The organism is Solitalea canadensis DSM 3403, from assembly GCF_000242635.2.
Lineage (GTDB): Bacteria > Bacteroidota > Bacteroidia > Sphingobacteriales > Sphingobacteriaceae > Solitalea > Solitalea canadensis.
Genome location: NC_017770.1, coordinates 1,677,458 through 1,699,974, shown reverse-complemented (window position 1 = coordinate 1,699,974; position 22,517 = coordinate 1,677,458). Strand labels below are relative to the sequence as shown.

At 35.9% G+C, this 22,517-nt stretch carries 18 protein-coding genes and 1 riboswitch; of the genes, 7 read left to right on the top strand and 11 right to left on the bottom strand.

Features of this window, described 5'->3' with window-relative positions; translation table 11 throughout:
• Positions 1–31: 31 nt before the first annotated feature.
• Positions 32–730 (bottom strand): Dph6-related ATP pyrophosphatase, encoded by a 699-nt coding sequence (locus tag SOLCA_RS06900; protein ID WP_014679727.1) that lies wholly within the window; start codon positions 728–730, stop codon positions 32–34.
• A gap of 183 nt (positions 731–913) precedes the next feature.
• Positions 914–2,842 (bottom strand): TonB-dependent receptor plug domain-containing protein, encoded by a 1,929-nt coding sequence (locus SOLCA_RS06895; protein WP_014679726.1) that lies wholly within the window; start codon positions 2,840–2,842, stop codon positions 914–916.
• A 110-nt stretch (positions 2,843–2,952) separates the two neighbouring features.
• Positions 2,953–3,167: riboswitch (cobalamin riboswitch) on the bottom strand.
• Positions 3,168–3,222: 55 nt separating this feature from the next.
• Here SOLCA_RS06895 and SOLCA_RS06885 point away from each other — a divergent pair.
• Complete coding sequence (locus SOLCA_RS06885; protein ID WP_014679725.1) at positions 3,223–4,476, top strand: serine hydrolase; 1,254 nt, start codon at positions 3,223–3,225, stop codon at positions 4,474–4,476.
• A 51-nt stretch (positions 4,477–4,527) separates the two neighbouring features.
• Here the strand turns inward: SOLCA_RS06885 and SOLCA_RS06880 are convergent, their stop codons facing one another.
• The 6 genes from SOLCA_RS06880 to SOLCA_RS06855 form a co-directional block, all read right to left on the bottom strand.
• Entirely contained in the window at positions 4,528–5,277 is a 750-nt protein-coding gene (locus SOLCA_RS06880) for an ABC transporter ATP-binding protein (protein WP_014679724.1), read from the bottom strand.
• Entirely contained in the window at positions 5,277–6,143 is an 867-nt protein-coding gene (locus SOLCA_RS06875; RefSeq protein ID WP_014679723.1) for an ABC transporter permease, read from the bottom strand. The genes SOLCA_RS06880 and SOLCA_RS06875 overlap by 1 nt, the downstream gene beginning before the upstream one ends.
• Positions 6,144–6,212: 69 nt before the next feature.
• Complete coding sequence (locus SOLCA_RS06870; RefSeq protein ID WP_042479460.1) at positions 6,213–6,401, bottom strand: SRPBCC family protein; 189 nt, start codon at positions 6,399–6,401, stop codon at positions 6,213–6,215.
• Between the two features lie 492 nt (positions 6,402–6,893).
• Positions 6,894–7,430, bottom strand: coding sequence for an SRPBCC family protein (locus SOLCA_RS06865; RefSeq protein ID WP_014679722.1), 537 nt, complete (start codon positions 7,428–7,430; stop codon positions 6,894–6,896).
• 31 nt (positions 7,431–7,461) lie between these two features.
• The gene (locus SOLCA_RS06860; protein ID WP_014679721.1) at positions 7,462–7,854 is read right to left on the bottom strand and encodes a DoxX family protein; all 393 of its coding nucleotides are present in this window, start codon (positions 7,852–7,854) and stop codon (positions 7,462–7,464) included.
• Between the two features lie 186 nt (positions 7,855–8,040).
• A complete protein-coding gene (locus SOLCA_RS06855; protein ID WP_014679720.1) occupies positions 8,041–8,997 on the bottom strand; it encodes an ABC transporter substrate-binding protein in 957 nt (318 codons plus the stop codon).
• Between the two features lie 143 nt (positions 8,998–9,140).
• Between SOLCA_RS06855 and SOLCA_RS06850 the strand changes: the two genes are divergently transcribed.
• Together SOLCA_RS06850 and SOLCA_RS06845 are read left to right on the top strand one after the other, a co-directional pair.
• Positions 9,141–10,286, top strand: coding sequence for a methionine aminotransferase (locus SOLCA_RS06850; RefSeq protein WP_014679719.1), 1,146 nt, complete (start codon positions 9,141–9,143; stop codon positions 10,284–10,286).
• Between the two features lie 167 nt (positions 10,287–10,453).
• The gene (locus SOLCA_RS06845; RefSeq protein ID WP_014679718.1) at positions 10,454–11,236 is read left to right on the top strand and encodes an amidohydrolase; all 783 of its coding nucleotides are present in this window, start codon (positions 10,454–10,456) and stop codon (positions 11,234–11,236) included.
• 50 nt (positions 11,237–11,286) lie between these two features.
• On the opposite strand, the gene SOLCA_RS06840 is transcribed toward SOLCA_RS06845, so the two are convergent.
• Positions 11,287–11,721 carry an acyl-CoA thioesterase gene (locus SOLCA_RS06840; RefSeq protein WP_014679717.1) on the bottom strand — a complete coding sequence of 145 codons (435 nt, stop codon included), beginning with the start codon at positions 11,719–11,721 and terminating at the stop codon, positions 11,287–11,289.
• 160 nt (positions 11,722–11,881) lie between these two features.
• Here SOLCA_RS06840 and SOLCA_RS06835 point away from each other — a divergent pair, with 160 nt between their 5' ends.
• The gene (locus SOLCA_RS06835; RefSeq protein ID WP_081479979.1) at positions 11,882–13,057 is read left to right on the top strand and encodes an esterase-like activity of phytase family protein; all 1,176 of its coding nucleotides are present in this window, start codon (positions 11,882–11,884) and stop codon (positions 13,055–13,057) included.
• Positions 13,058–13,109: 52 nt separating this feature from the next.
• Here SOLCA_RS06835 and msrA read toward each other — a convergent pair whose 3' ends face one another.
• Both msrA and SOLCA_RS06825 read right to left on the bottom strand, forming a co-directional pair.
• Positions 13,110–13,802: a peptide-methionine (S)-S-oxide reductase MsrA gene (gene msrA / locus SOLCA_RS06830; RefSeq protein WP_014679715.1), complete on the bottom strand. Its 693-nt coding sequence runs from the start codon at positions 13,800–13,802 to the stop codon at positions 13,110–13,112.
• Positions 13,803–13,873: 71 nt separating this feature from the next.
• Positions 13,874–14,788, bottom strand: coding sequence for a DUF72 domain-containing protein (locus tag SOLCA_RS06825; protein WP_014679714.1), 915 nt, complete (start codon positions 14,786–14,788; stop codon positions 13,874–13,876).
• 307 nt (positions 14,789–15,095) lie between these two features.
• Here SOLCA_RS06825 and SOLCA_RS06820 point away from each other — a divergent pair, with 307 nt between their 5' ends.
• The 3 genes from SOLCA_RS06820 (at position 15,096) to pafA (ending at position 22,422) form a co-directional block, all read left to right on the top strand.
• The gene (locus tag SOLCA_RS06820; protein ID WP_014679713.1) at positions 15,096–17,435 is read left to right on the top strand and encodes a penicillin-binding protein 1A; all 2,340 of its coding nucleotides are present in this window, start codon (positions 15,096–15,098) and stop codon (positions 17,433–17,435) included.
• Between the two features lie 117 nt (positions 17,436–17,552).
• Positions 17,553–20,618 (top strand): PD40 domain-containing protein, encoded by a 3,066-nt coding sequence (locus tag SOLCA_RS06815; protein ID WP_014679712.1) that lies wholly within the window; start codon positions 17,553–17,555, stop codon positions 20,616–20,618.
• A gap of 172 nt (positions 20,619–20,790) precedes the next feature.
• Positions 20,791–22,422, top strand: coding sequence for an alkaline phosphatase PafA (pafA, locus tag SOLCA_RS06810; RefSeq protein ID WP_014679711.1), 1,632 nt, complete (start codon positions 20,791–20,793; stop codon positions 22,420–22,422).
• Positions 22,423–22,517 lie beyond the last annotated feature (95 nt).

Here is a 22,517-nt window from a genome sequence, read left to right as displayed (position 1 = left end):
CTTTTAAATCTTCAGCAATTTAAGATATTGATTACTGATGTACCAATAAATCTGTAAACCAAAATCCATGCTGAAATAAATCTTGTGCCGTTTTTACCTCATAAGGTTTAAAAACCGTTTCACCGATTTCTACCTTAATCTCCTGTTTAAATATAGGTCCGGCATAACAAAAACTATGAAATTCTCCATTTTCGCCACAAGAGTCTACATCAGCAGGCAGTTGATTAATCAGCTCTTCCGTTATCAATTTTCCGGCGAACTCTTTTGCCAGCAAATCAGATTTCACACAACATAAAATGGATTTAAAACCAAGCGCAATAAATTCATTAACCAATAACGCAGTATCTTCTTTCCAGAGTGGAAACAAGCCTGTCAATCCGGCTTTTTCCAGTAACTTTTCACGGTATACTTTTAAATCTTCGAGGAAAATATCTCCATAAATAATTGCCTCAACACCTTCTTTTTTTAATTCGGCAAATACCTGTAGCAGATTCTCTTCATAAAGCTCATTGGTACATTCCTTAGGTACAAGCATTTTCTTTAAAGGAATACCAATGCTTGCAACCTGGGCATCCAGAAGATTTTCACGAATTCCATGCATTGATATTCGCCTATACTCCTCATTAATGGTAGTGACCAGGAAAGCAACCTCCGTTTCAGTCTCCTTTAAAACTTTGTACAAAGCAAATGAAGAGTCTTTGCCTCCACTCCAAAACATTGCTGCTTTCATATTTGAGTTAGATTTGAGATGTGAGATGTTAGATTTGAGATATGGGATTTGAGATTTTGGACCTGCTTAACGATTTGAAAGTCTTACATCTCAATCCTATCTTCAGAATCTCATCAATTTCTAAGACGTTACTTATTAAATTCAAAAAGTCTCGAATCTCAAATCTCATATCTCCCATCTAAATTACAACGTAAAAGAAAGACCTCCATTCAGATTAAATCCACGGGTATTATAGCCTGTAATTTCCGTGTATTGTTCGTTTGTGATGTTTCTAAAGTCAACAAATACCTTAAACATCTTGAATTTATATTCTGCATAAGCATCCAATAAGAAGTACTTATCCAATGTTAAATTAACCGACTGAAAAGTATTGGTATCAAAATATGGATCCACTCGTTGACCAACAACTTTCAGATTGGTCGAGATAAATAAATTATCGGTTACCTTATAGCCTGCATTAAAAATGAAGGAGTTTCTTGGCATTCGGTAAAGGTTATTAAAAGAACTGGTTGCCGTAGTTACTTTGCCATAAACCAGTGCATAAGAAGCTTTGACGCTCAAATCCTTGATTACTTCAACCTCACCTTCAACTTCCATTCCTTGATCGTCCTGCTTATTATAATTTACGTATTTAGTTGTGAATGCTATTACATCCTTACCCTTACGTTTAAATGCATTTAAACCTAGTTTCGCTTTGCCGTCAGCGAAAACAGTTTGAAACCCGGCTTCAAATGTTTGTACTTTTTCCGGATTCAAATTCGGATTACCATATACCGGTGCGTATAATTGGTATAATGTTGGAATTTTAAATGCTGAAGAAATGTTGACAAAAACTTTTGTATTCTCTTCAATAATTAACGATGGATTAATTGTATAGGTAAAATTATTACCATAAATACTGTGATAGTTAAAACGCCCCCCTAACTCAAGGTTAAAACCTTTGATATCTTTTAGAAATACCGAGGCATAAAGGCTGCTTAATGAATTTTTGGCTGAATCACTATTTAATTCAGTCTTATAAACACCGTACTGACTTATACTATTATTTGCCTGATTTGTGTTAGCGTATCGAAAACTGCCTCCAGTTAGCAACTCCAAATGGTCTACTAAAAGGAATCTTCCATAAAGATCAACATTATGGGCCAGTCCTTTGGTATCATTAGAGCTGTATTCTTTGGGGCCTGCGATTGAATCATTTAAAAATGATCGTTTAACATCACTGTAATTATAATTCAAGAACAGATCTGATGACTTTATTTTCAGATTACTGCTAAAACCTGCACTAAGATCTGATGATTCACCTGTATAATCTCTATCATCTGTAAAAGCACCATAGTCAACAGCCATATTTGTTTTGCTATAACGCACAAATGGTCTGATCATCAAATTTTCAGTGGCCTTAATACCCATATTGAAATTTAATGATTGCAATTTGAAATGATCATCATCAAACTTTTGTTCGTCTGATAGGTGTTTCTTCACCGTGTCTTTCGCCGCCGAAAAGCCTTTTAAATATTCATGAGTTACCGAAAAATTATAATCGACGCGGGATAAAGAACCGGATATGCCCAGACTTTCTTTAAAATCCTTATAACTACCTGCTGTAACTAATGCGTTTATATTAAAAGGCTTAGCACCGCCTTTTTTTGTGATGATGTTGATTACTCCCGCAACTGCATCAGAACCATATAATGTTGAATGACCTCCTTTTAATATTTCAATATGATCAATCATATCTACAGCAATCAAATTCAAATCATAATCATTGGTGATTTGTGAAGGGTCATTTACGGGAATTCCGTCAATAAGGATAAGCGTATTACCAGTTTGCGAACCACGTAGATAAGTAGAAATATTGCCACCTCTGTTTCCGTTAGCATTGTTAAAATTTAATGAAGGCTGAATGTTCAGGATATCCAAAATACTTTTCCCTGAGCTTCGTTCTAATTCTTCACGGCTAATAACAGAAACTACTTTTCCTGTTTCTGATTGCTTCTTCGCAAATTTCGTAGCCGTTACAGTAACTTCATCAAGAGCTAATTTTTTCTCTTGTGAATAGGCTACTAATGAGGTTGTAACCGTTAAGGCAAAAAGTGTAAAGGTTTTTTTCAATTTTTGATAGTTTATGAGGTTAATAAAAAACTCATAACCAACAAGGAAGACAAATGAAAATACGTCAAAAAAGAGTATTCACATTCAAGCTTTGGTCCCCGAAAGCCATGAATAAATTGAATGCTTTGGCAGGTCTTCTGACTTACTCTTTTCCGTCGCCTTCCCATTTTTAAGAGTTATCTCTGCAACAGTGGCGTTAGGTTGACGGACATAGCTAAACATAGAATGCTTAACTGAGCTTACAGCAGCGGGCCTGTTCAGGATTTTCACCTGATTCCCTTTTAACTCCGGACAAAAACCGGAGACCAAATGCGATGTAAAATTAGGACTTGATTTATTAATTGCAAAAATTGAAATTGAGGTTTGCTTAAACCCATTATATGAAAAAACTTATTTGGTTAACTATTATCACTTTATGCTGTCTCAATTATGCAAATGCACAACAAAAAGAAAATTTAATAGAGGAACTGTTAAAGTCAAAACCGGAATTGTTTAATATAATTTTAAATGACTCAACTAAACATGAGGTTCAGATTGTTTATACTCAGATAGACCGAGATAAGAATAATAAACCTTCATTTACCACTTATACTTATAATGTAGATCGGAACCGTTACTTTTTCCCTGCAAGTACTGTAAAACTACCTTTATCATTACTTTCACTAGAGAAAATAAACAATCTTAATATTAAAGGATTAACAAAGGAAACTCCATTAAAGATTGATAGTGCATCTCGTAAACAAATTGCCGTGAGCACTGATACTTCTGCTGTAAATTCCTTGCCTTCAATTGGACAGTATATTAAGAAGATTTTGTTGGTAAGCGACAATGATGGATATAACCGCTTATATGAGTTTTTAGGTCAGCAGTACATTAACGAAACCTTAAAGCAAAAAGGGTTTAATGATGTAAGAATATTAACCAGGTACATTGTTGGTGACGATACCATTACCGCTCGCTATACCAATCCCATTCAGTTTTATAATGAAAAAAAAATCGTTTATAGCCAGCCGCAGATTTATAATGAAACGGATTATTTCAAGGGTTTGAAGCCGATCATGAGGGGAATTGGCTATATGAATTCAAAAGATTCGATTATCTATAAACCGTTTAACTTCGGACTAAAAAATTGTTATCCGTTAGAAGAGCAACAAAAATTGCTTCGCACACTAATGTTTCCTGAAACGGTTCCCTCATCACAGCGTTTTAACCTTACGAATGACGATTATAACTTTCTGTACAAATACATGTCAATGCTGCCTGCGGAAAGCAAACATCCTGATTATAGCAATGCTAAGGAATACAAACCTTCTATTGTTAAATTTTTGATGTTTGGTGATAAAACTGATAATATACCTGCTAATATCCGTATCTTTAATAAGATTGGTGATTCCTATGGCTATCTGATCGACAATGCTTATATCGTAGATTTTGATAAAAAGGTTGAGTTTATGCTTTCGGCAGTAGTTTTCAGCAATGCTGACGGCATTTTTAATGATAGCAAATATGAATATGAAACTATTTGCTATCCTTTTATGGGTAATTTGGGGCGACTGATCTATGATTATGAAGTAAACCGTACGAAGAAACAATTACCTGATTTAAGCAAGTTTAAGTTTGATTATAAGAAATAATTTACCTCATCCCCAACCCTTCTCCTTGAGGAGAAGGGCCGGGGATGAGGTCTACTCAAACCAGTTAAATAAATCATTCAGTTCCAATTGCTGTTTTTCCTGAGTTGGAACATCTCTGATAATTCTCCCTTCTGCAAATTGTAAAATCCGGTTTCCGTAAGTATGAGCATCTTTCAGATTATGTGTTACCAACAAAGCCGTAAGACCGTATTCTTTGATGAGCTTGTCGGCAGTAGTCATTATTAAATTGGCCGATCTGGGATCGAGCGCAGCAGTAGGTTCATCTAAAAGCAATATTTTAGCTTCATCCATCACACTCATTAACAATGTTAAAGCCTGACGTTGTCCGCCGGAAAGACTTCCCATAGGCTGGTCTAACTTGTTTTCCAAGCCCATTTTCAATATTGAAATCTTTTCCTTAACCCTTTCTGCAAATTGCTTATCCGTTCCTATTATCAGCTTCTTCGACTGAGTTCGCAGTGAGGCCAACCTGAAATTTGTTAGAATAGTCAGATCAGGAGCTGTACCTATTAATGGATTTTGAAACACGCGGGAAATCCATTTACTCCGCTCGTATTCCTTAAGGTTAGTCACATCATTATTTTGCAGTATAATTTTCCCTTCTGTAGGTAAAGTACTCCCTGCAATTAAATTCAAAAAGGTAGATTTACCTGAACCATTGGCGCCAACTACTACCACATACTCTCCAGCGTTTATAGCTAAATCAACATTCGTTAACGCTTTAACTTCATTTGCGTTACCTTTATTAAAGCTCTTGGAAACATTATTTACGTTTATCATTATTCTTTGCGGAGTCGGAGTTGAGGAATACTTACAATTATCAATACAAAAACTGCTGTAAACAATTTTAGCAAGTTTGGATCAACACCCAACGATAACGTAAAGGCTAATACCAGTTGAAATACCACTGCTCCCATAACAACCAATAAAACTTGCAACCATACACTCCGGATAGCTAGCCAATTGTTTAACGTTTCACCTATCATTACAGAGCCTAGGCCCACAATTACAATACCTATTCCCATATTAATATCGGCAAAACCCTGGTATTGAGCTACCAAGAAACCTGCCGTTGCCACTAATCCATTGGAAATCGCTAAGCCAATAATTTTCATTCGGTTAGTATTTACGCCTAACGCCCGGATCATTGCCTCACTATTTCCTGTTGCTCGCATGGCTAATCCAAAATCAGTTTTCAGCAATAATGATAATCCACACCATAAAATACCAATGATGATCAATAGCACTATAAAACTGTTGATATCCATATCAGCACTAAATGAAAAAACCTGAAAAATGTTGCTAACAGATAATAATGGTAAGTTAGAGCGGCCTAATATGCTAAGGTTGATAGAATATAAAGCTGTCATAACTAATATTCCAGCTAATAAAGCATTTACTTTTAAACGGGTATGAATAAACCCTGAAATGCTTCCGGCCAATGCACCTCCGGCAACGGCCAATAAATAAGTAACAATAATCGAATAGCCGTTACTCAAGCAAATTGCTGTAATAACAGCCCCAAGTGTATAACTTCCATCGGTTGTAATGTCAGGTATGTTAAAGATCTTCATGGAAATAAAAATCCCCATGGCGATGGCAGAGAGACTTAAACCCAATAATAAGGCAGTTATGTAAAATGTCATTTATAAAATGGTAATTGCTAAACCGGAATATACTCCAACTTATGCGAAATTAAAACTCATCGTTGAATGTTAAACCATTTTCTTTAATTCCTCTTCTAATTTATCGAAGTTTTCTTCATTGGCATCAATAGCAATAACCTTTACTTTATTGCATTCATTTGGAGTATTAAAAATCATTTGGAAAACTACTTTTGTTTTATCCCCTACTTCATCAAATGTTACCACCAACTGAAATTCTGGTCTGTTCTCTTGGAACATTAAACACTCTATTTGATGCTATTACACAATCTGTTGGAGGGTTAATAAATGCTGTGCTTGGTAAAATTGTAGTATTACTAATACCCGTTGTGCGATTTGATTTCACATATGTGAATTTAAAGCATAAATTATCATATAAGTCAAAATCGCCTCGTACAGTTCGGAAGAGATGATTTAAATACTCGCACTAACTGTCGGAGAACTGTACGCAGCGACGGCATTTTTTGCTTACTTTTTTTTGCTGAAGAAAAAAAGTGAGTCCCGCTGACAGCGGCGGGAGAAAATAATTCATCAAACTGCATTTATTGCACTATTAGGCTTTTTTTGATTTATTTTATCGTATAACTCGCTACTAATACCATAATAACTCATTAATTCAAGTTAGTACAATGTATTGTTTACATTGTGAAATAGCCCTATTAAGGGCTAAACACAATCTAAAAGTTTTGTTTCTAGGGAGCAAAAAAATTGTTCATTAATAATAAAAAGCGACTAGGCTTCTAAAATACCCTTCAATTTTACCAAACTCTGCTGCATATCGTTACCAAGCATTTTATCTACATTCATCAATAATAACATGAGGTTCATCGGGTAATTCATTTGGCTTGTCATGCCCCAACGAAGTCTGGTTTGGTACTCAGAAACTCTTTCAGTACTAAATGGCACACTTGCAATACCTGCAAAAGGCTTTTCAAAACGTACTTCTACATCAATGCGTTCGTTGGGCTTTATACCCATAATTTCCTGCTCACCTTTCCCTGCCTTTTTATTCTCTTCCCAGGCATAAACAAAGCCTATGCTACCGTCATTACCGGTAAATGTCTTTTTCATGTCAGGGTCTGTCATTACCCATTTACTATAATTATCCTGATTCTTTAGGTGTTTAATGTAACTGAAAACCTCTTCATTGGGTCGGTTTATAATGATTTCTCGTTCTACAGTATAGCTTTTCTTTGAAAACAAAGCTATAATCAGCAGCAAAACAATTACTGCAGCAAGAACACCCAAAATACTTAGTAAAATATTCATTTAATTTTGTTTTAGATTGAATTAAAGGTTTTTATTTATACTGAAAAGATGGATGAATTTGTTTTTCATTGAGTTTATGATAGTAAATGTAAGAAACAGCTAAAACACCTAATACAATTATTGGGAAAACTGTTTGAAAACCGAATCCATCAACCACCCAATGTCCAACACATGCAGAAATTAATGAAATGCCAAAGCCGGCATAAACCCATTCTTTAACCCTTGAAGGAATTGATGGTAATACCAACAACAATCCACCCATAACTTTAAAAACTGTTAATTGAATTCGGAAGTAATCTGGGTAACCTAAATGTCTAATTCCTTCTTTTGCGATCTCCGTGTGAGAAGTAAGAGCTGGCATTAAAGCATCGAATAAAAAGATGAAACCAGTTGCGATCCAGAAAATTAATTTGTCCTTTTTCATAGCGTTTATTTTAAATTGTTAACTAAAATTTGTTAAGGCTAAATTGTTAAGAAAGGAACTATTTCGAGGGGTGTTAAAACGGCAAAGTAAAGGGGGAATTGCGAATTATCTGTTATGGTTTTCAAAAGAATTGCCGCTTGCTTTAACAAACGGCAATTAGGTTAATGTCTAGTACATGAATTAATGTTATTTAACTACTTCAAATCCCTCTCCTACTTTAATTCCATATTTTGCAGCAACCTGCGGATTATAAACTCTTTTACGCACTTTAACAATTTCGGGCTTTAAAGATTTAGTGTGTGGATCTTTTAAATACTTAACAGCTTGTTCACCAGCTTGAAATCCCCATTGGTAAAGATCAGCGCCAAAAGCCGCAACTGCGCCGCGTTTTACCAGTCCTGCTTCGCTTGTAAAAATTGGCACTCCAGCTTTATCACAGCTCCTAACTATTGTCTCAAACGAAGCAAATACACTGTTATCCGGCAACGCAAAAAATGCATCCACTTTTTTAGTCAGCAATGATTCAACAACCAATTGTGTTTCGGCCGAGCTGCTAACAGGTAAAGCGATCAATTCCATGCCCGATGCTTTTGCCTGTGCTACAATACGGTTATATGCATCAACTGATTGTGGTTCGGACTGACTATAAATGGCTGCTAGTCTTTTTACAGATGGCTTTAATGTTTTAATGATGGCTACAGAGGTGTCTATGTAATTCAACTCTTCATAAATTCCGAACAAGTTTGACGGAGGTAAGCCTCTTGAATCTGTTAAACCTGCCATTTTTGGACTTGATGAAACCATCATAAAAATTGGCACATTCTTTTGACGTTGTGCAGCGGTGATAGTTGGCAGCGTTGCATTGGTTGCCATTAACTCAACTTTCTGACTAACAGCATAATTTATGCTTTGAATTAATGTCGGAATATTGTTTTGCGCATTGCTATAGATGATTTCAATATTCTTTTTGTCTTCAAACCCACCTTGTTTTAATGCATCATAAAACCCCTGTTTTGCCTGGGCTAGTGTTGCATCTTCAAATGCATCAATAAATGCAATTTTTCTTTTGCCTGATTTATTGGAACTTGAATCGCATCCAAGTAAAAATACAGCACAAATAATTAAAAGAATACCTTTTTTCATACTAAAATTATAGTTTTAGGGCCTTGTTTATTGTAGCAAGTTAAGTAACACAACTCTTTATTGATTATTTATAACCCATAGCTACAATACCAAACTGTAAATATAGTTTTTGGAAATAATTTATTCCTAACCATTGCCAATTTATGATAGCTGTTAACTCTAAATTACCCAATGCCGGCACTTCTATTTTCCCGGTTATGACGGGTTTAGCCAATGAATACAACGCGATAAATCTTGCTCAGGGCTTTCCTGATTTCCCTACGTCACCGCAGCTTATCAGTTTGGTAAACGAATACATGAAGAAAGGAATGAATCAATATGCACCAACTGCTGGTATATTGCCACTGCGTGAGCGCATTGCTGAAATGACTGCTTCATTAACTGGGCGAACTTATAGTCCGGATACAGAAATCACAATTACCGCAGGAGGCACACAAGCCATTTATGCTGCAATAGAAGCATTGATCAGAGATGGTGATGAGGTCATCATTTTTGAACCTGCTTACGATTGTTATTCGCCAAATATTCGCGTTCATGGGGGTATTCCTCGTCCGATAGAATTAACGCCACCAGATTATAAGATCAATTGGGATAATGTTAAAAAACTGATCTCGCACAAAACGCGTATGATCATGATCAACACACCTCACAATCCTACCGGAACTATTTTAAGTAAGGATGATATTGATGAACTGATCAACATTACTAAAGATACTGATATTCTTATTTTAAGTGATGAGGTGTATGAACACATTGTTTTTGATGGAAAAGAACATCATAGCATGGCCAAATATCCTGAGCTAGCCGAACGCAGTTTGATCGTATCTTCTTTTGGAAAAACGTTTCATACAACTGGTTGGCGATTAGGCTATCTATTGGGTCCGGCTTATTTAATGGCAGAAATAAGGAAATTACAGCAGTTTGCAATTTACACTTGCATCACTCCTATTCAGTATGCCATTGCTGATTTTATGGCCAATCCTAATAACTATCTTGAAGTAAAAGAAATGTATCAACAAAAACGTAATTATTTCGCAAGCTTAATGAAGGCGACAAGATTTAATTTATTGACAGTCGGTGGCTCCTATTTTCAAACAGCTCATTACAATAAAATCTCGAATGAGGGCGACTACGATTTTGCAGTGCGCATTACCAAAGAGTTTGGAGTAGCAACTATTCCAACCTCCGTATTCTATACCAGCGGAACGGATAATAAAGTTATTCGTTTCTGCTTTGCTAAAAAAGAAGAAACATTAGACAGAGCTATCGAACGATTAATTAAAATATGATTTTTTGGGATTACACCAATATTTAATGATTACACAGATCATTGAATTAAATTGATGGATTTCTTATTAATTGAATCGGTGTAATCATCAAATCAATCAGTGTAATCCAAGCAACAAAAAAGAAATCGGTGTAATCATCCCAATAATCAGTGTAATCATCAAAAAAAATGAAAAATAACCTTACCATCACTATTATACAAACAGTTCTTTATTGGGAAAACATTGATGCTAATCTTTCAATGCTTGGGCAGAAAATGTTATCCATTAAGGAAGAAACAGATTTGATTGTTCTGCCTGAGATGTTCAGTACTGGGTTTACCATGAATGCGGCTATGCTCGCTGAACAGACGAAAGGAAAAACGGTCCGCTGGATGGCTGAAATGGCTGGACATATGAATGCTGTTATTACCGGAAGTATTATAGTGGAAGATCAAAACCGCTTTTATAACCGCTTGATTTGGATGCGTCCTGATGGTAGTTTTGAAACCTATGACAAACGCCACTTGTTTGGACTTGGAAAGGAGGATGATACTTATGCTGCTGGAAGCAGTCGATTAATGGTTGAATTGAACGGTTGGACAATCTGCCCGATGGTTTGTTATGATTTGCGTTTCCCAGTTTGGGCAAGGAATGAAAAAGATAGGCCTTATGATCTATATATCAATGTGGCCAATTGGCCTGAACGCAGATCTTTGCATTGGAAAACATTATTGCCTGCCCGTGCAATTGAAAACCAATGCTTTGTAGTTGGTTTAAATCGCGTAGGAAATGATGGCAATGAAATATATCATAGCGGAGATAGTATGATCATTGCTCCGGACGGTGCAATACTATATCATAAGGCTCATGATGAAGATATTTTCACAATTGAATTATCTGGTGAAACGTTAGAGTTTGTGAGAAGAGCATTCCCTTTCTTAAAAGATCAGGATTCATTTAAGATTCAATAAAAAAGAAAAATCCAGTCTCGGGCTGAGCCGAGGCTGGATTTTTTGAATCGTTACATCCACTCAAAATCCTCTGCCTTAGGCATGGCATCCGTCATTTGAACAACTTCTTCAGGAGGTGCAGTTAACTTGCGAAGATGGGTATCCATCCAGGCACCGTCTACAGTAATTTTAGCACACAAGGTTCCATCTTCTCTCTTTATCTCATGGATCATTGTAAACCGAGAATGGTCTTCCCTAAGTTTTTGTAGTTTTACGTTAATAGTAAGCTTATCACCTGATCTTATTTCCTTCCTAAAAACAGCTTCTTCCCTAAATAAAACAGGTCCGAAATGTTTTTCAATCATCAATTTTGGAGTCACACCATTATCGGCCAAAAAATCGACACGGATCTGTGCCCCAAAATCATAATAAACTGAATGTCGAACGTGGAAATTAGGATCTAGATCAGCCCAGCGGATTGTTATCGGTTTTGAATATTCTGTCATAAATATTGCTTCATTAGTGACAGCTAAAATAATGTTTCTTTTCAACAAATGAACCGTTGTTCATTTTAATAGCTTTTTTGTTTTATTACTTCAATAACTAAAGTAATCAGTTCCTCTTTGTACCTTTGATTCCAATTATTAGTGCTACATTTTTCTTGTGATGAAAATATCCAAAACTAACGTTCTATCCTTTGTTCTGATCACTCTATCTTTTATAATCGTTTCTTGCCGCAAAAGTATGTACGTTAACGATCAGACTCTTAAGGACACTACATTGGCAAAAAGTTGGCGGTTTATTGGTGAATATATTCTCCCTAATGATCTGGAGTTTAATAACACAACTGTTGGTGGCTTATCCGGTATTGATTACGATGCCACAAATGATCTGTATTATATTATTTGTGACGATCGTTCTGATAAAGAACCTGCTCGATTTTATTCAGCTAAACTTTATTTTCAACCAAATTCATTTGATAGTGTCCGTATTAATGCTGTTAATTATTTAAAACAGGAAGACGGCACATTGTTCCCAAATAAAACCCAGGATGAAACGAAGGTTCCTGATCCGGAAGCTATTCGTTATGTTAATTCAACCCAAACATTACTTTGGACAAGCGAAGGTGAGCGAAAAGTTACTGCTAAAGGTGATTCTATTTATATTGATCCATTCTTAATGGAAATGAATAAAGATGGGTCTTTTATTAAAGATTATCCGATCCCAACCATCTATAAAATGTATAAAACAGATTATGGAATGCGCCAAAATGGTTCATTAGAGGGAGTAACTTTAAGTCAGGACGAAAAATTCATTTTCATAACTAATGAAGAGCCTTTATACCAGGATGGGCCAAGAGCTGATGTAAAAGAAACTCAGTCATGGATCCGAATTACTAAAATCAACAGGGCTACAAAAGAGGTTGTGGCACAATATGCTTATAAACTTGACAAAGTACATGCGGCTCCATTAATATCTACTGATTTTAAGGTAAATGGCGTTGACGAGATTTTAGCAATCAGTGAAACTAAGTTGTATGTGATGGAACGCTCGTTTGCAGTTGGTGCAATCCCTTCAAATTCAGTGCGTATTTATGAGGTAGATTTAAACAATGCAACAAATGTAAAAGACATAAATGCGTTAACGAACAAACAATTTACCCCAGTAACCAAGAAGCTAACATATGATCTGGCCTCATTACCCACAAGCATCGATAATGTAGAAGGCATCACCTTTGGCCCTAAACTTCCAAACGGACACAAAACTATTGTATTGGTATCTGATAACAACTTTGCCACCTATCAAAAAACGCAATTTCTTGTTTTTGAGTTGGTGAAGTGAAATGGATCATAGATCATAGTTCATGGTATAGCACTATGAACCATCAACTATACTACTGCTTCAACTTATCCTGAAACACTTTCTTAAACTTCTCCAATTTAGGAGCAATTACAATCTGACAATAAGGTTCCTCACTATTCTGATTGTAATAATTTTGGTGATAATTTTCAGCTTTGTAGAAGGTAGAAATAGGACTAATCTCAGTCACAATTGGATTCTGAAAAGCACCCGATGCATCTAATTCTTTTTTGTATTTCTCAGCTAAATCTTTCTGATAATCATTTTCATAGAAAATAACCGATCGATATTGTGTTCCTCTGTCCGCTCCCTGACGGTTTAAAGTGGTTGGGTCATGACTGCTCCAAAACGCTTCCAGCAGTTCCGTGTAAGAAATTATTTGTGGATCATAAACAATTTGAGCAACTTCAGCATGTCCTGTCATTCCGGTACAAACTTGCTTGTAAGTAGGATCTTGTGTTTGTCCTCCCATATATCCAGATGTAACCGATTTAACACCTTTTAATTGCTGGAACACAGCTTCAACACACCAAAAGCAACCAGCACCAAAGATTACGGTATCGATTGTTTTATTTGGATTATCATTCATACTATTTGAAACATTATTTGAGGCTAAAGGTTTAACTTTTTTTGTCTCTTGCTTTTGCGCACATGCACTTAGACTAAATAACAGCGTACATAAACTCAAAAGACTTACTTTTCGAAAACTAGAAAATGAATAATTCATAACATATATTTTGAGTTAATGAACGTATTTAAGTCAACACCGGATTTTATAGCATAAAACTGTTACATTTCTTAGAATAAAGTACTAGAAATGTCTTTTTGTTTTTCATACGCTAAAACCGGAACCGTTAACGTTAAACCACATTCTTTATTTAATGCCTTAATTAAGTATACACATAACTCTGGTGAGTAGAATTCTTCATGTTGATGCATGAAAAAATGGAGCGTCTGTAAGCCCTGATCCAACCACCTTTTAATTCGTTGAACCCATTCATCAATACGTTGATAATCGGTTGGATGCAAACTATTTCCAACAAAACGAATAAAAGCCTCAGGAGTTGTAAGATGCTGATGAACACAATCTCTCCTACCCGCTGCATCCGTAATCACCATTCCTATTCTTTGTTCCCTGAAGAATTCAAAAGCTTCGTTACTTTCTGTCGACGATTTGAACCAATCCTTGCTTCGCAGTTCTAAAAACACAGGAACATCCTTTCTTAGGTTTTTAAGGTAAAATTCTATGGATGCATAATGTTTAGGTCCAAAATTTTCGGGCAACTGCAAAAAACAACTTCCAAGCTTATCACCCAATATCTCAATACTTTCGTAATAAGCCTTTGTTAGCTCGTCTACGTCCTTTAGTCGTTTTATATGACTTATCGTTTGAAAAAATTTCGGAGAAAATTTAAAGCCATCCGGCGCTGTTTCCTGCCATTTTTCTACAACATTCTTATCAAATATTCGATAAAAAGTCGCGTTTAATTCAATGGAATTAAAGTGCTTAACATATTCTTTTAGAAAAGAAGCCTCCTTAGTTCCCTTCGGATAGATCTTACCTACCCAATCCGGTCGTCCCCATTTCGCGCAACCAACAAAAATTTTTGGAGTTCTCTTATCAGATTTCTGCAAAACTTCCGTTGTCATTAAATGATCAGGAGGAAGTGTAAAATCTATACTATCAATATTATCAACGCGACCAAAATCCATGAAAATGATGTTTTCTATTTACTGTTTGAAACGTAAAAATACATTAACAACTGGTCACTATTTATAAACAATCCCAGAAACAATAGAATAATTATTAGTAGAACAATCCGAACCATTCGGGTTAAGACAGTTACTACTCAAAGGAACAGCTATCCTGAAAATACACGCTGATAAATAGAAGACTTTTTAGTAAATTAACTGATTACTTGTAGGGCATTAATACCTCATTTTAGTATTAAAAATTAATTTTTGTAAAAAAAAAGAAAGCCTTACTTTGTAAGACAAATCAATTAAATTTAACCATCTGATGTTCAACAAGATTATATCTTCAATCAGGAATTTCTTTAAGAAAATTAACAGTTTTCTACCCAAAAATAAGTTTATCAAAGCTCTCATATATTTATTTACCTTCATTATTTTATTCTTTGCAGCAGTTGATCTTAATTTTCTGTGGTTGTTTGGATATTCACCTGGTTTCAGCGATTTAAAGAATCCGCCATTAGCAACAGCTTCAGAATTATATACGGCCGACAGTGTGTTAATTGGTCGTTATTACACCGAAAATCGCACACCTGTAGAGTTTAAAGACTTACCACCAAACTTAAAAAACGCCCTTATTGATACAGAAGATGCGCGGTTCTACCAGCATTCCGGCATTGACATCCGTTCTTTATTCTCAAGTATATTTTCAACTTTAAGCGGAGACAAACGCGGAGCCAGTACCATCACGCAACAATTATCTAAAAACCTTTATCAAACCCGAAGAGAGCGTTCTTTTGGTTTGCTAACCCATATACCTTTTATAAAGACTGTTATTTACAAAACAAAAGAGTGGTTAACAGCAGTTAAACTGGAAATGGTTTACTCAAAGGATGAAATATTAACCTTGTACTTGAATACAGTCCCTTTCGGTAATAATTCATTCGGAATTAAAGTGGCGGCTAATAAATATTTTAACAAACAAGTTAATGAGCTAACTACAGAAGAGTCTGCGGTATTAGTTGGTATGTTAAAAGCTACGTCAACTTATAATCCGATAACCAATGCTGAAAAATCAAAAGAAAGAAGAAATGTTGTTCTTTCTCAAATGAATAAATACAATCATTTGCCGAAGGATGAGTATTTGAGATTGTCAACTCAACCTATTTTCTTGGATTTAAGCTATAAAGAAGATAATAAGCAAGAGAAAGATTCCTATATCCGGAACGCTGTAGCTAACTGGATCAAAGATTGGGCAAAAGAAAACGATTATGATATTTATGCTGATGGTTTAAAAATCTATACCACCATTGATTCACGCATGCAAAAATATGCAGAAGAAGCGGTGTCTGACCGAATGGCTTATCTGCAACGCAGATTTTATGGTTACTGGCAAAGTCAGAACCCATGGACTGATGAAGAAGGAAACGAAATTCCGAATTACCTGGAAACCATGGTAGAACGATTGCCTGTATATAAAGCCTTAACCAAAAAATATAAAGGAAATATCGATTCGATCAATGAGGCTATTAACCAGAAAAAAAGAATGACCGTATTCACCTGGAAAGGTGATCGTGATACTACTTTCTCTACAGTGGACTCTATGCGTTACTACTCGCAGATCTTACAAACTGGCTTAATGACTTTTGAGCCTTCAACTTCGCACATTAGAGCATGGGTTGGAGGTATTGATTTTGATCATTTCAAATTTGATCACGTAATTCAAGCTAAACGTCAAGCAGGTTCAACATTCAAACCATTTGTTTACTTAACGGCTTTGGATAATGGTTGGTCTCCTTGTGATAAAATTAAGGATCAATCTGTTACCATTAATTATGTCGAAAACGGTGAAAAGAAAAGTTGGTCACCAAAAAATGCAGACTGGCATTTTACTGGTTATGATATGACTTTACGATGGGCAATGGGTCGCTCTTGCAATTCAGTAACCGCTCAGCTAACCGAAAAAGTCGGATGGGACAATGTTGTAAAATATGCCCATAAATGCGGGATTGAAAGCCCGTTAAAATCAGTCCCTTCCGTTGGATTAGGATCTAATGATGTTTCATTATTTGAGATGATTACAGCATATGGAGTATTTCTAAATAAAGGTATGTATGCTAAACCGCTATTAGTCACCAAAATATATAACAAAGAAGGAAAGCTGATTAAAGAATTTAAACCTGAGTTGAAACGTGTTTTAAGCGAAGAAACTGCCTGGTTAATGATTTACATGCTTCAAGGTGGTATTCAAGAGCCTGGAGGAACATCTCAGGCTTTATGGGAATATGACCTGTTTAAAAAAGGCAATGAAATTGGCGGCAAAACCGGAACCACCTCTAATTATTCAGATGGTTGGTACATGGGTGTGACAAAAGATTTAATTACCGGAACATGGGTTGGATGTGAAGACAGAAATATACACTTTATGTCAAGTGCCTATGGTGAAGGCTCAAAAACAGCGCTTCCAATTTTCGGAAAATACATGGAGAAAATATATGGCGATCCTTCCCTAGGTATAACTATGGGTAAATTTCCAAAACCAACCGTTAAAATAGCTACAAAATACTATTGTCCAACTTCAGTACCAAGAAGAGACACCACATCTGGCACAGATAGTGTTGATACTGACTATGAAACATTACCAGACAGTATTATTACAGGCTTTTAAGTTTCATTTTAGCTTTTTTTTTCGTATATATGTTTAAACCGTGAGTCAAAAGATTTATCTAATAACAACTTAACTCACAGTTTAAACTTTTTTGTGATAATATTTAACGTTCCAAACATGCATCGTCGCTACACTCAACGGTTATTAACGCTAATAGTTTCGTTAATTCTACTCTCTACCGGCTATACATCAAAAGCTCAATATTTTGGAAGAAACAAGGTGCAGTATGAAAAGTTTAAATTCAAACTTTTAAAGACTCCCCATTTCGACATTTATAACTACATGGAAAATGACACCGTGATTCGCAAGTTCGCTGATTTAAGTGAACGTTGGTATTACCGTCATCGTAATGTATTGGAACATCGATTTGATAATAAAAATCCGATCATGATCTATAACAATCACTCGGATTTTTCTCAAACCACGCTTTCAAGTGAAAACATTGGTCAGGGAACAGGTGGTGTTACTGAAGGTTATCGTGGCCGTGTGTTCATGCCTTTCTTTGAAGCAAACTCCCAAACAGACCACGTATTAGGCCATGAGTTGGTGCATGCTTTTCAATATGATATCTTAAAAACTGCCGACTCATTAAGTCTTTATAATATCCAAAATTTACCGTTATGGATGGTTGAGGGTATGGCGGAGTACCTTTCTTTAGGAAGAAAGGATTCACATACAGCAATGTGGATGCGGGATGCGGTAGTAAGTAAAGATTTTCCTAGCCTACGAGATTTAACAACCACTAATAAATATTTCCCATACCGTTACGGACAAGCATTTTGGGCGTATGTTGCGGGTGTTTGGGGCGACACCGTTGTAAAACCATTATTTGTTAACACCGCCAAGTTTGGTTATCAAATGGCGGTCGACAGTACCTTAGGATACGAAGAAAAGGTAATGTCGAACATGTGGAAAACACGAACAATAGAAAATTATAAGCCATTTATGCAAGATACAATTGCATTGGTGGGTAAAAAACTTATACGTCAGGAAGATTTAGGGGAAATGAACATCTCCCCTGTTTTAAGCCCTGATGGTAATTTTGTAACCTTCTTCAGTGAAAAAAACCTTTTTTCAATTGATCTTTTTCTTGCTGATGTTAGAACCGGTCGTGTAATTAGAAAATTATCATCACAAGCGGAAAAACTACACGTAGATGATTATAACTACATTCAGGATGCCGGAACATGGTCGCCTGACGGCACTAAATATGCCTACATTGTTATGATTAAAGGAAAGAGCGTCCTTGTTATTGTTGATGTTCGTTCAGGAAGAACGCTCGAAGAGATCAAGATTCATTCATTGCCTTATTTCTCAAACCCTTCATGGTCTCCTGATGGACAGAAAATGCTGATTACCGCTATGATCGAGGGTAAATCAGATCTTTTCATTTATAATATTCAAAACAAAAAAGTCAGACGATTAACCAACGATTATTATTCTGAGTTCCATGGAAGCTGGTCTCACGATGGAAAAACTATCGTTTTCTCATCAGACAGAGGTTCTGATACAGAGTTGGCTAAACTTAAATTCGGCTCTTATAAAATTTGTTTATTAAATGTAGAAACAGGAATCGTTGAAGTGTTAAACTTTTTCCCTGGTGCTAATAATTTCAATGCCCAATTTTCAGCAAATGATAAAAAGGTGTTCTTCCTTTCTAATGCTGATGGTTTAAGAAACTTATACGAGTACAATATAGATACAAAAGAAATTAATAAGCTTACTAAATACTTTACAGGTATCAGTGGTATTACTGAAGATGCTCCTGCATTTAGTGTAAGTGGTAAAAATGATTTAATTGCTTATTGTCTTTTCCGTCACGGTGACTATAACTTATATAAAGCTGCCGCAGATGAATTCCCTAAATTTAAGGTAGACCCTCAGGTAACCGATTTTACAGCCTCCTTACTCCCTCCTTTCGACTTACCGAAGGAAAGCGTTTTATCTAAAAACCTGGAAAACATTAGTATTCCTTATAAAGACGCCGATTATTTAAAAGCACCGTACCGTCCTAAATTTAGCTTGGTAACTGTTGCTCAAAGCGGTGTTGGTGTTGGCTATAATTCGCAATATGGAACGGGTGTGGCAGGAGGTATTGGTTTCTTATTTGGTGATATCTTGGATAGGAACCAGTTATATGCAGTTGCTCAGGTAAACGGTGAAATTTATGATATTGGTGGTGGAGTAACTTACCTTAATCGTGCAGGAAGAGTAAACTGGGGTGTAGGGGTTTCGCACACACCATATTTTAGTGCATACTACGGTAATCCGAGTTACACGGATGCTTCTGAAACAATAGTTGAATATCCTTTCTATAAGCAACGCACTTTTGTTGAAGAGTTAGCCTTATATACCTACTACCCTATTTCTCAAACTTTGCGCTGGGAATTAAATACAAGTTTTAACCACTACAGTTATCGAATAGATAAATTCAGTGATTATTATGATGCTGCAACGGGATACTATTTAGGTCAGAACAGAACCAAAATGGATTCAAAAGCCCTAGGCTTTACACCGTTTGACCTGGTAACAGTACAAGGTGCATATGTTGGCGATAATTCGCAATTTGGATTAACAGCTCCTGTTAAAGGGCAGCGTTTCAGATTCCAGATTGGCCAAACAATGGGTACCTATAACTTCACTTCAGCAACCGTTGATTATAGAAGGTATTTATATTTTAAACCATGGACAGTAGCATTCCGCGGAATGTATTACGGTCGTTACGGCAAAACAGAAGATTTAAGAGCATTATATCCGGTATACCTGGGTTATGACCAATTAATTAGAGGCTACAACAGCAATTCATTATATGATAACTTTAGTCCGGATGGTAAAACAGGTGTTGATCCAAACGACTTATTGGGTGATCATATGGCAGTAGCCAATTTTGAGGTTCGCTTCCCATTAACAGGCCCTGAAAAGTTATCAAAAATAAAATCAGGATTTCTATTTTCAGATCTTGCCTTCTTTGTTGATGGAGGTTTAGCATGGTCTAAAGGACAGGATGTTCAATTTTCTTGGCAACATGTTCCTGGAACTGCTTCGCCAATCGTTAGTTCGGGTATTACGCTTCGTATCAACTTATTTGGTTATGCTGTAATTGAACCTTATTATGCAATTCCATTTCAACGTTACAATCCTAAACCTTATTTCGGATTGTTTATTTCTGGCGGTGGCTGGTAATAATAGTGTGATGATAATTAGAGCAGCTAGTTAAGCTTACTAATATTTTTACATTGTTAAAGAATATTTAATGGAAAAGATTGCCTTTAAAGAGGCGATCTTTTCTATTTTTGAAAGAAACAGTTATTTAAGAGTTACCAGCTCATTAATCTTTAACAACACAACTTAATTAATGAATAAGTACTTCCCTATAGCCATGATTCTGTTTGTGGCTTCCAGTTTTACTTCATTTGCGCAAAAAAATGTAAAACAAACTCCTGAAAAACCTAAACTTATTGTAGGAATAGTAGTTGACCAAATGCGTTTTGATTATTTATATCGCTATTACGACAAATATTCAAAAGGTGGATTTAAACGATTAATGCAAGAAGGTTATAACTGCAAAAATAACCATTATAGTTATGTTCCAACTTACACAGGCCCGGGGCATGCTTCTATTTATACAGGGAGTGTTCCGGCAATTAATGGAATTGCAGGAAACGATTGGTATGACCGTGACTCAAAAAAGTCTATGTATTGCGCTGAAGACACAACAGTTTCCACTGTTGGCAGTACCTCAAAAGCAGGTTTGATGTCACCACGTAATTTGTTAGTAACAACTATTACTGATCAATTGCGTCTGGCAACAAATTTTGGTTCAAGAGTAATCGGTATATCACAAAAAGATCGCGGTTCAATTTTGCCTGCAGGACATACAGCTAATGCATCTTATTGGTTTGATTCAGCAAGCGGAAATTGGATTACCAGTACCTATTATATGAAAGAGCTTCCAAGTTGGGTTAAAACAGTAAACGATAAACGCCCGGCAGATCAATATTTAAAACAACCATGGACTCCCCTATTGCCTCTTTCAGACTACACTGAAAGTACTTCGGATAATCAACCCTATGAACGTTCATTACCTGGAGAAGAAGCTCCGGTTTTTCCTCATAAAATAGCCAATTACGAGGTTTTAAGAACCAGTCCAGGAGGTAATACCATTACTAAAGATTTCGCAATAGATGCCCTTAAAAACGAACAATTAGGAAAAGGTAAATTCACTGATTTCCTTGCCGTAAGTTTTTCATCAACTGATTACGTTGGGCATTCATTCGGTCCTAACTCAATTGAAGCTGAAGACACTTACATTCGTTTAGACCGAGACATTGAACAGCTTTTAACTTATTTAGACAGTTATTTAGGAAAAGACAATGTGCTGGTTTTCTTAACTGCAGATCATGGAGTTGCTAACATTGCTGCATTCAATCAAAGTGTTAATATTCCGGCCGGTATGCAAGACGATAGAAAAATTGGTAAAGCCTTGGATACTCACTTAAAAGAGAAATTAGGTGAGGGTAAATGGATTGAGTATGCAATTAACGATCAAATCTATTTCAACAATGATTTATTAGCAAGCAAAGGCGTTAAATATGAAACAGTATTTGAACTTACGAAGGCTTTCATCATGCAATTGGAAGGAGTTGCAAATGTTGTTGATCTGCATAACTTGAGTGCTAACCTTGTTCCTGACTATCAACTTGGAAAAATAAAAAATGGTATGAACGTTAAACGATCAGGCGATGTTTACGTCATGAAAAAGCCAAACTGGATGTCAGGTAGCTCAATGATGGGAACAACTCATGGAAGTATATATACAAATGATACACATGTTCCATTGTTATGGTATGGCTGGAAGATTCAACCAAAATATACCACGCAACGTACTGAAATTGTAGATATTTCGGCAACATTGGCCGCATTATTGGATATTCAGGAACCAAACGGTTGTGTTGGTTTACCAATACAAGGAATGGTTAAAGAATAATTTCACTTGAAAAATAAAAACTTAAAAGGCGTTAATTGAAATTAACGCCTTTTTTAGTACTTAATTATTTTTGAAAAATTAAAAATCCAGCGTTG

Excerpts from the sequence above, each read along its gene's own strand:
- SOLCA_RS06900 (WP_014679727.1), bottom strand. The coding sequence starts at position 730 with ATGAAAGCAGCAATGTTTTGGAGTGGAGGCAAAGACTCTTCATTTGCT.
- SOLCA_RS06885 (WP_014679725.1), top strand. The coding sequence starts at position 3,223 with ATGAAAAAACTTATTTGGTTAACTATTATCACTTTATGCTGTCTCAAT.
- SOLCA_RS06880 (WP_014679724.1), bottom strand. The coding sequence starts at position 5,277 with ATGATAAACGTAAATAATGTTTCCAAGAGCTTTAATAAAGGTAACGCA.
- SOLCA_RS06875 (WP_014679723.1), bottom strand. The coding sequence starts at position 6,143 with ATGACATTTTACATAACTGCCTTATTATTGGGTTTAAGTCTCTCTGCC.
- SOLCA_RS06870 (WP_042479460.1), bottom strand. The coding sequence starts at position 6,401 with ATGTTCCAAGAGAACAGACCAGAATTTCAGTTGGTGGTAACATTTGAT.
- SOLCA_RS06865 (WP_014679722.1), bottom strand. The coding sequence starts at position 7,430 with ATGAATATTTTACTAAGTATTTTGGGTGTTCTTGCTGCAGTAATTGTT.
- SOLCA_RS06860 (WP_014679721.1), bottom strand. The coding sequence starts at position 7,854 with ATGAAAAAGGACAAATTAATTTTCTGGATCGCAACTGGTTTCATCTTT.
- SOLCA_RS06855 (WP_014679720.1), bottom strand. The coding sequence starts at position 8,997 with ATGAAAAAAGGTATTCTTTTAATTATTTGTGCTGTATTTTTACTTGGA.
- SOLCA_RS06850 (WP_014679719.1), top strand. The coding sequence starts at position 9,141 with ATGATAGCTGTTAACTCTAAATTACCCAATGCCGGCACTTCTATTTTC.
- SOLCA_RS06845 (WP_014679718.1), top strand. The coding sequence starts at position 10,454 with ATGAAAAATAACCTTACCATCACTATTATACAAACAGTTCTTTATTGG.
- SOLCA_RS06840 (WP_014679717.1), bottom strand. The coding sequence starts at position 11,721 with ATGACAGAATATTCAAAACCGATAACAATCCGCTGGGCTGATCTAGAT.
- SOLCA_RS06835 (WP_081479979.1), top strand. The coding sequence starts at position 11,882 with ATGAAAATATCCAAAACTAACGTTCTATCCTTTGTTCTGATCACTCTA.
- msrA (WP_014679715.1), bottom strand. The coding sequence starts at position 13,802 with ATGAATTATTCATTTTCTAGTTTTCGAAAAGTAAGTCTTTTGAGTTTA.
- SOLCA_RS06825 (WP_014679714.1), bottom strand. The coding sequence starts at position 14,788 with ATGGATTTTGGTCGCGTTGATAATATTGATAGTATAGATTTTACACTT.
- SOLCA_RS06820 (WP_014679713.1), top strand. The coding sequence starts at position 15,096 with ATGTTCAACAAGATTATATCTTCAATCAGGAATTTCTTTAAGAAAATT.
- SOLCA_RS06815 (WP_014679712.1), top strand. The coding sequence starts at position 17,553 with ATGCATCGTCGCTACACTCAACGGTTATTAACGCTAATAGTTTCGTTA.
- pafA (WP_014679711.1), top strand. The coding sequence starts at position 20,791 with ATGAATAAGTACTTCCCTATAGCCATGATTCTGTTTGTGGCTTCCAGT.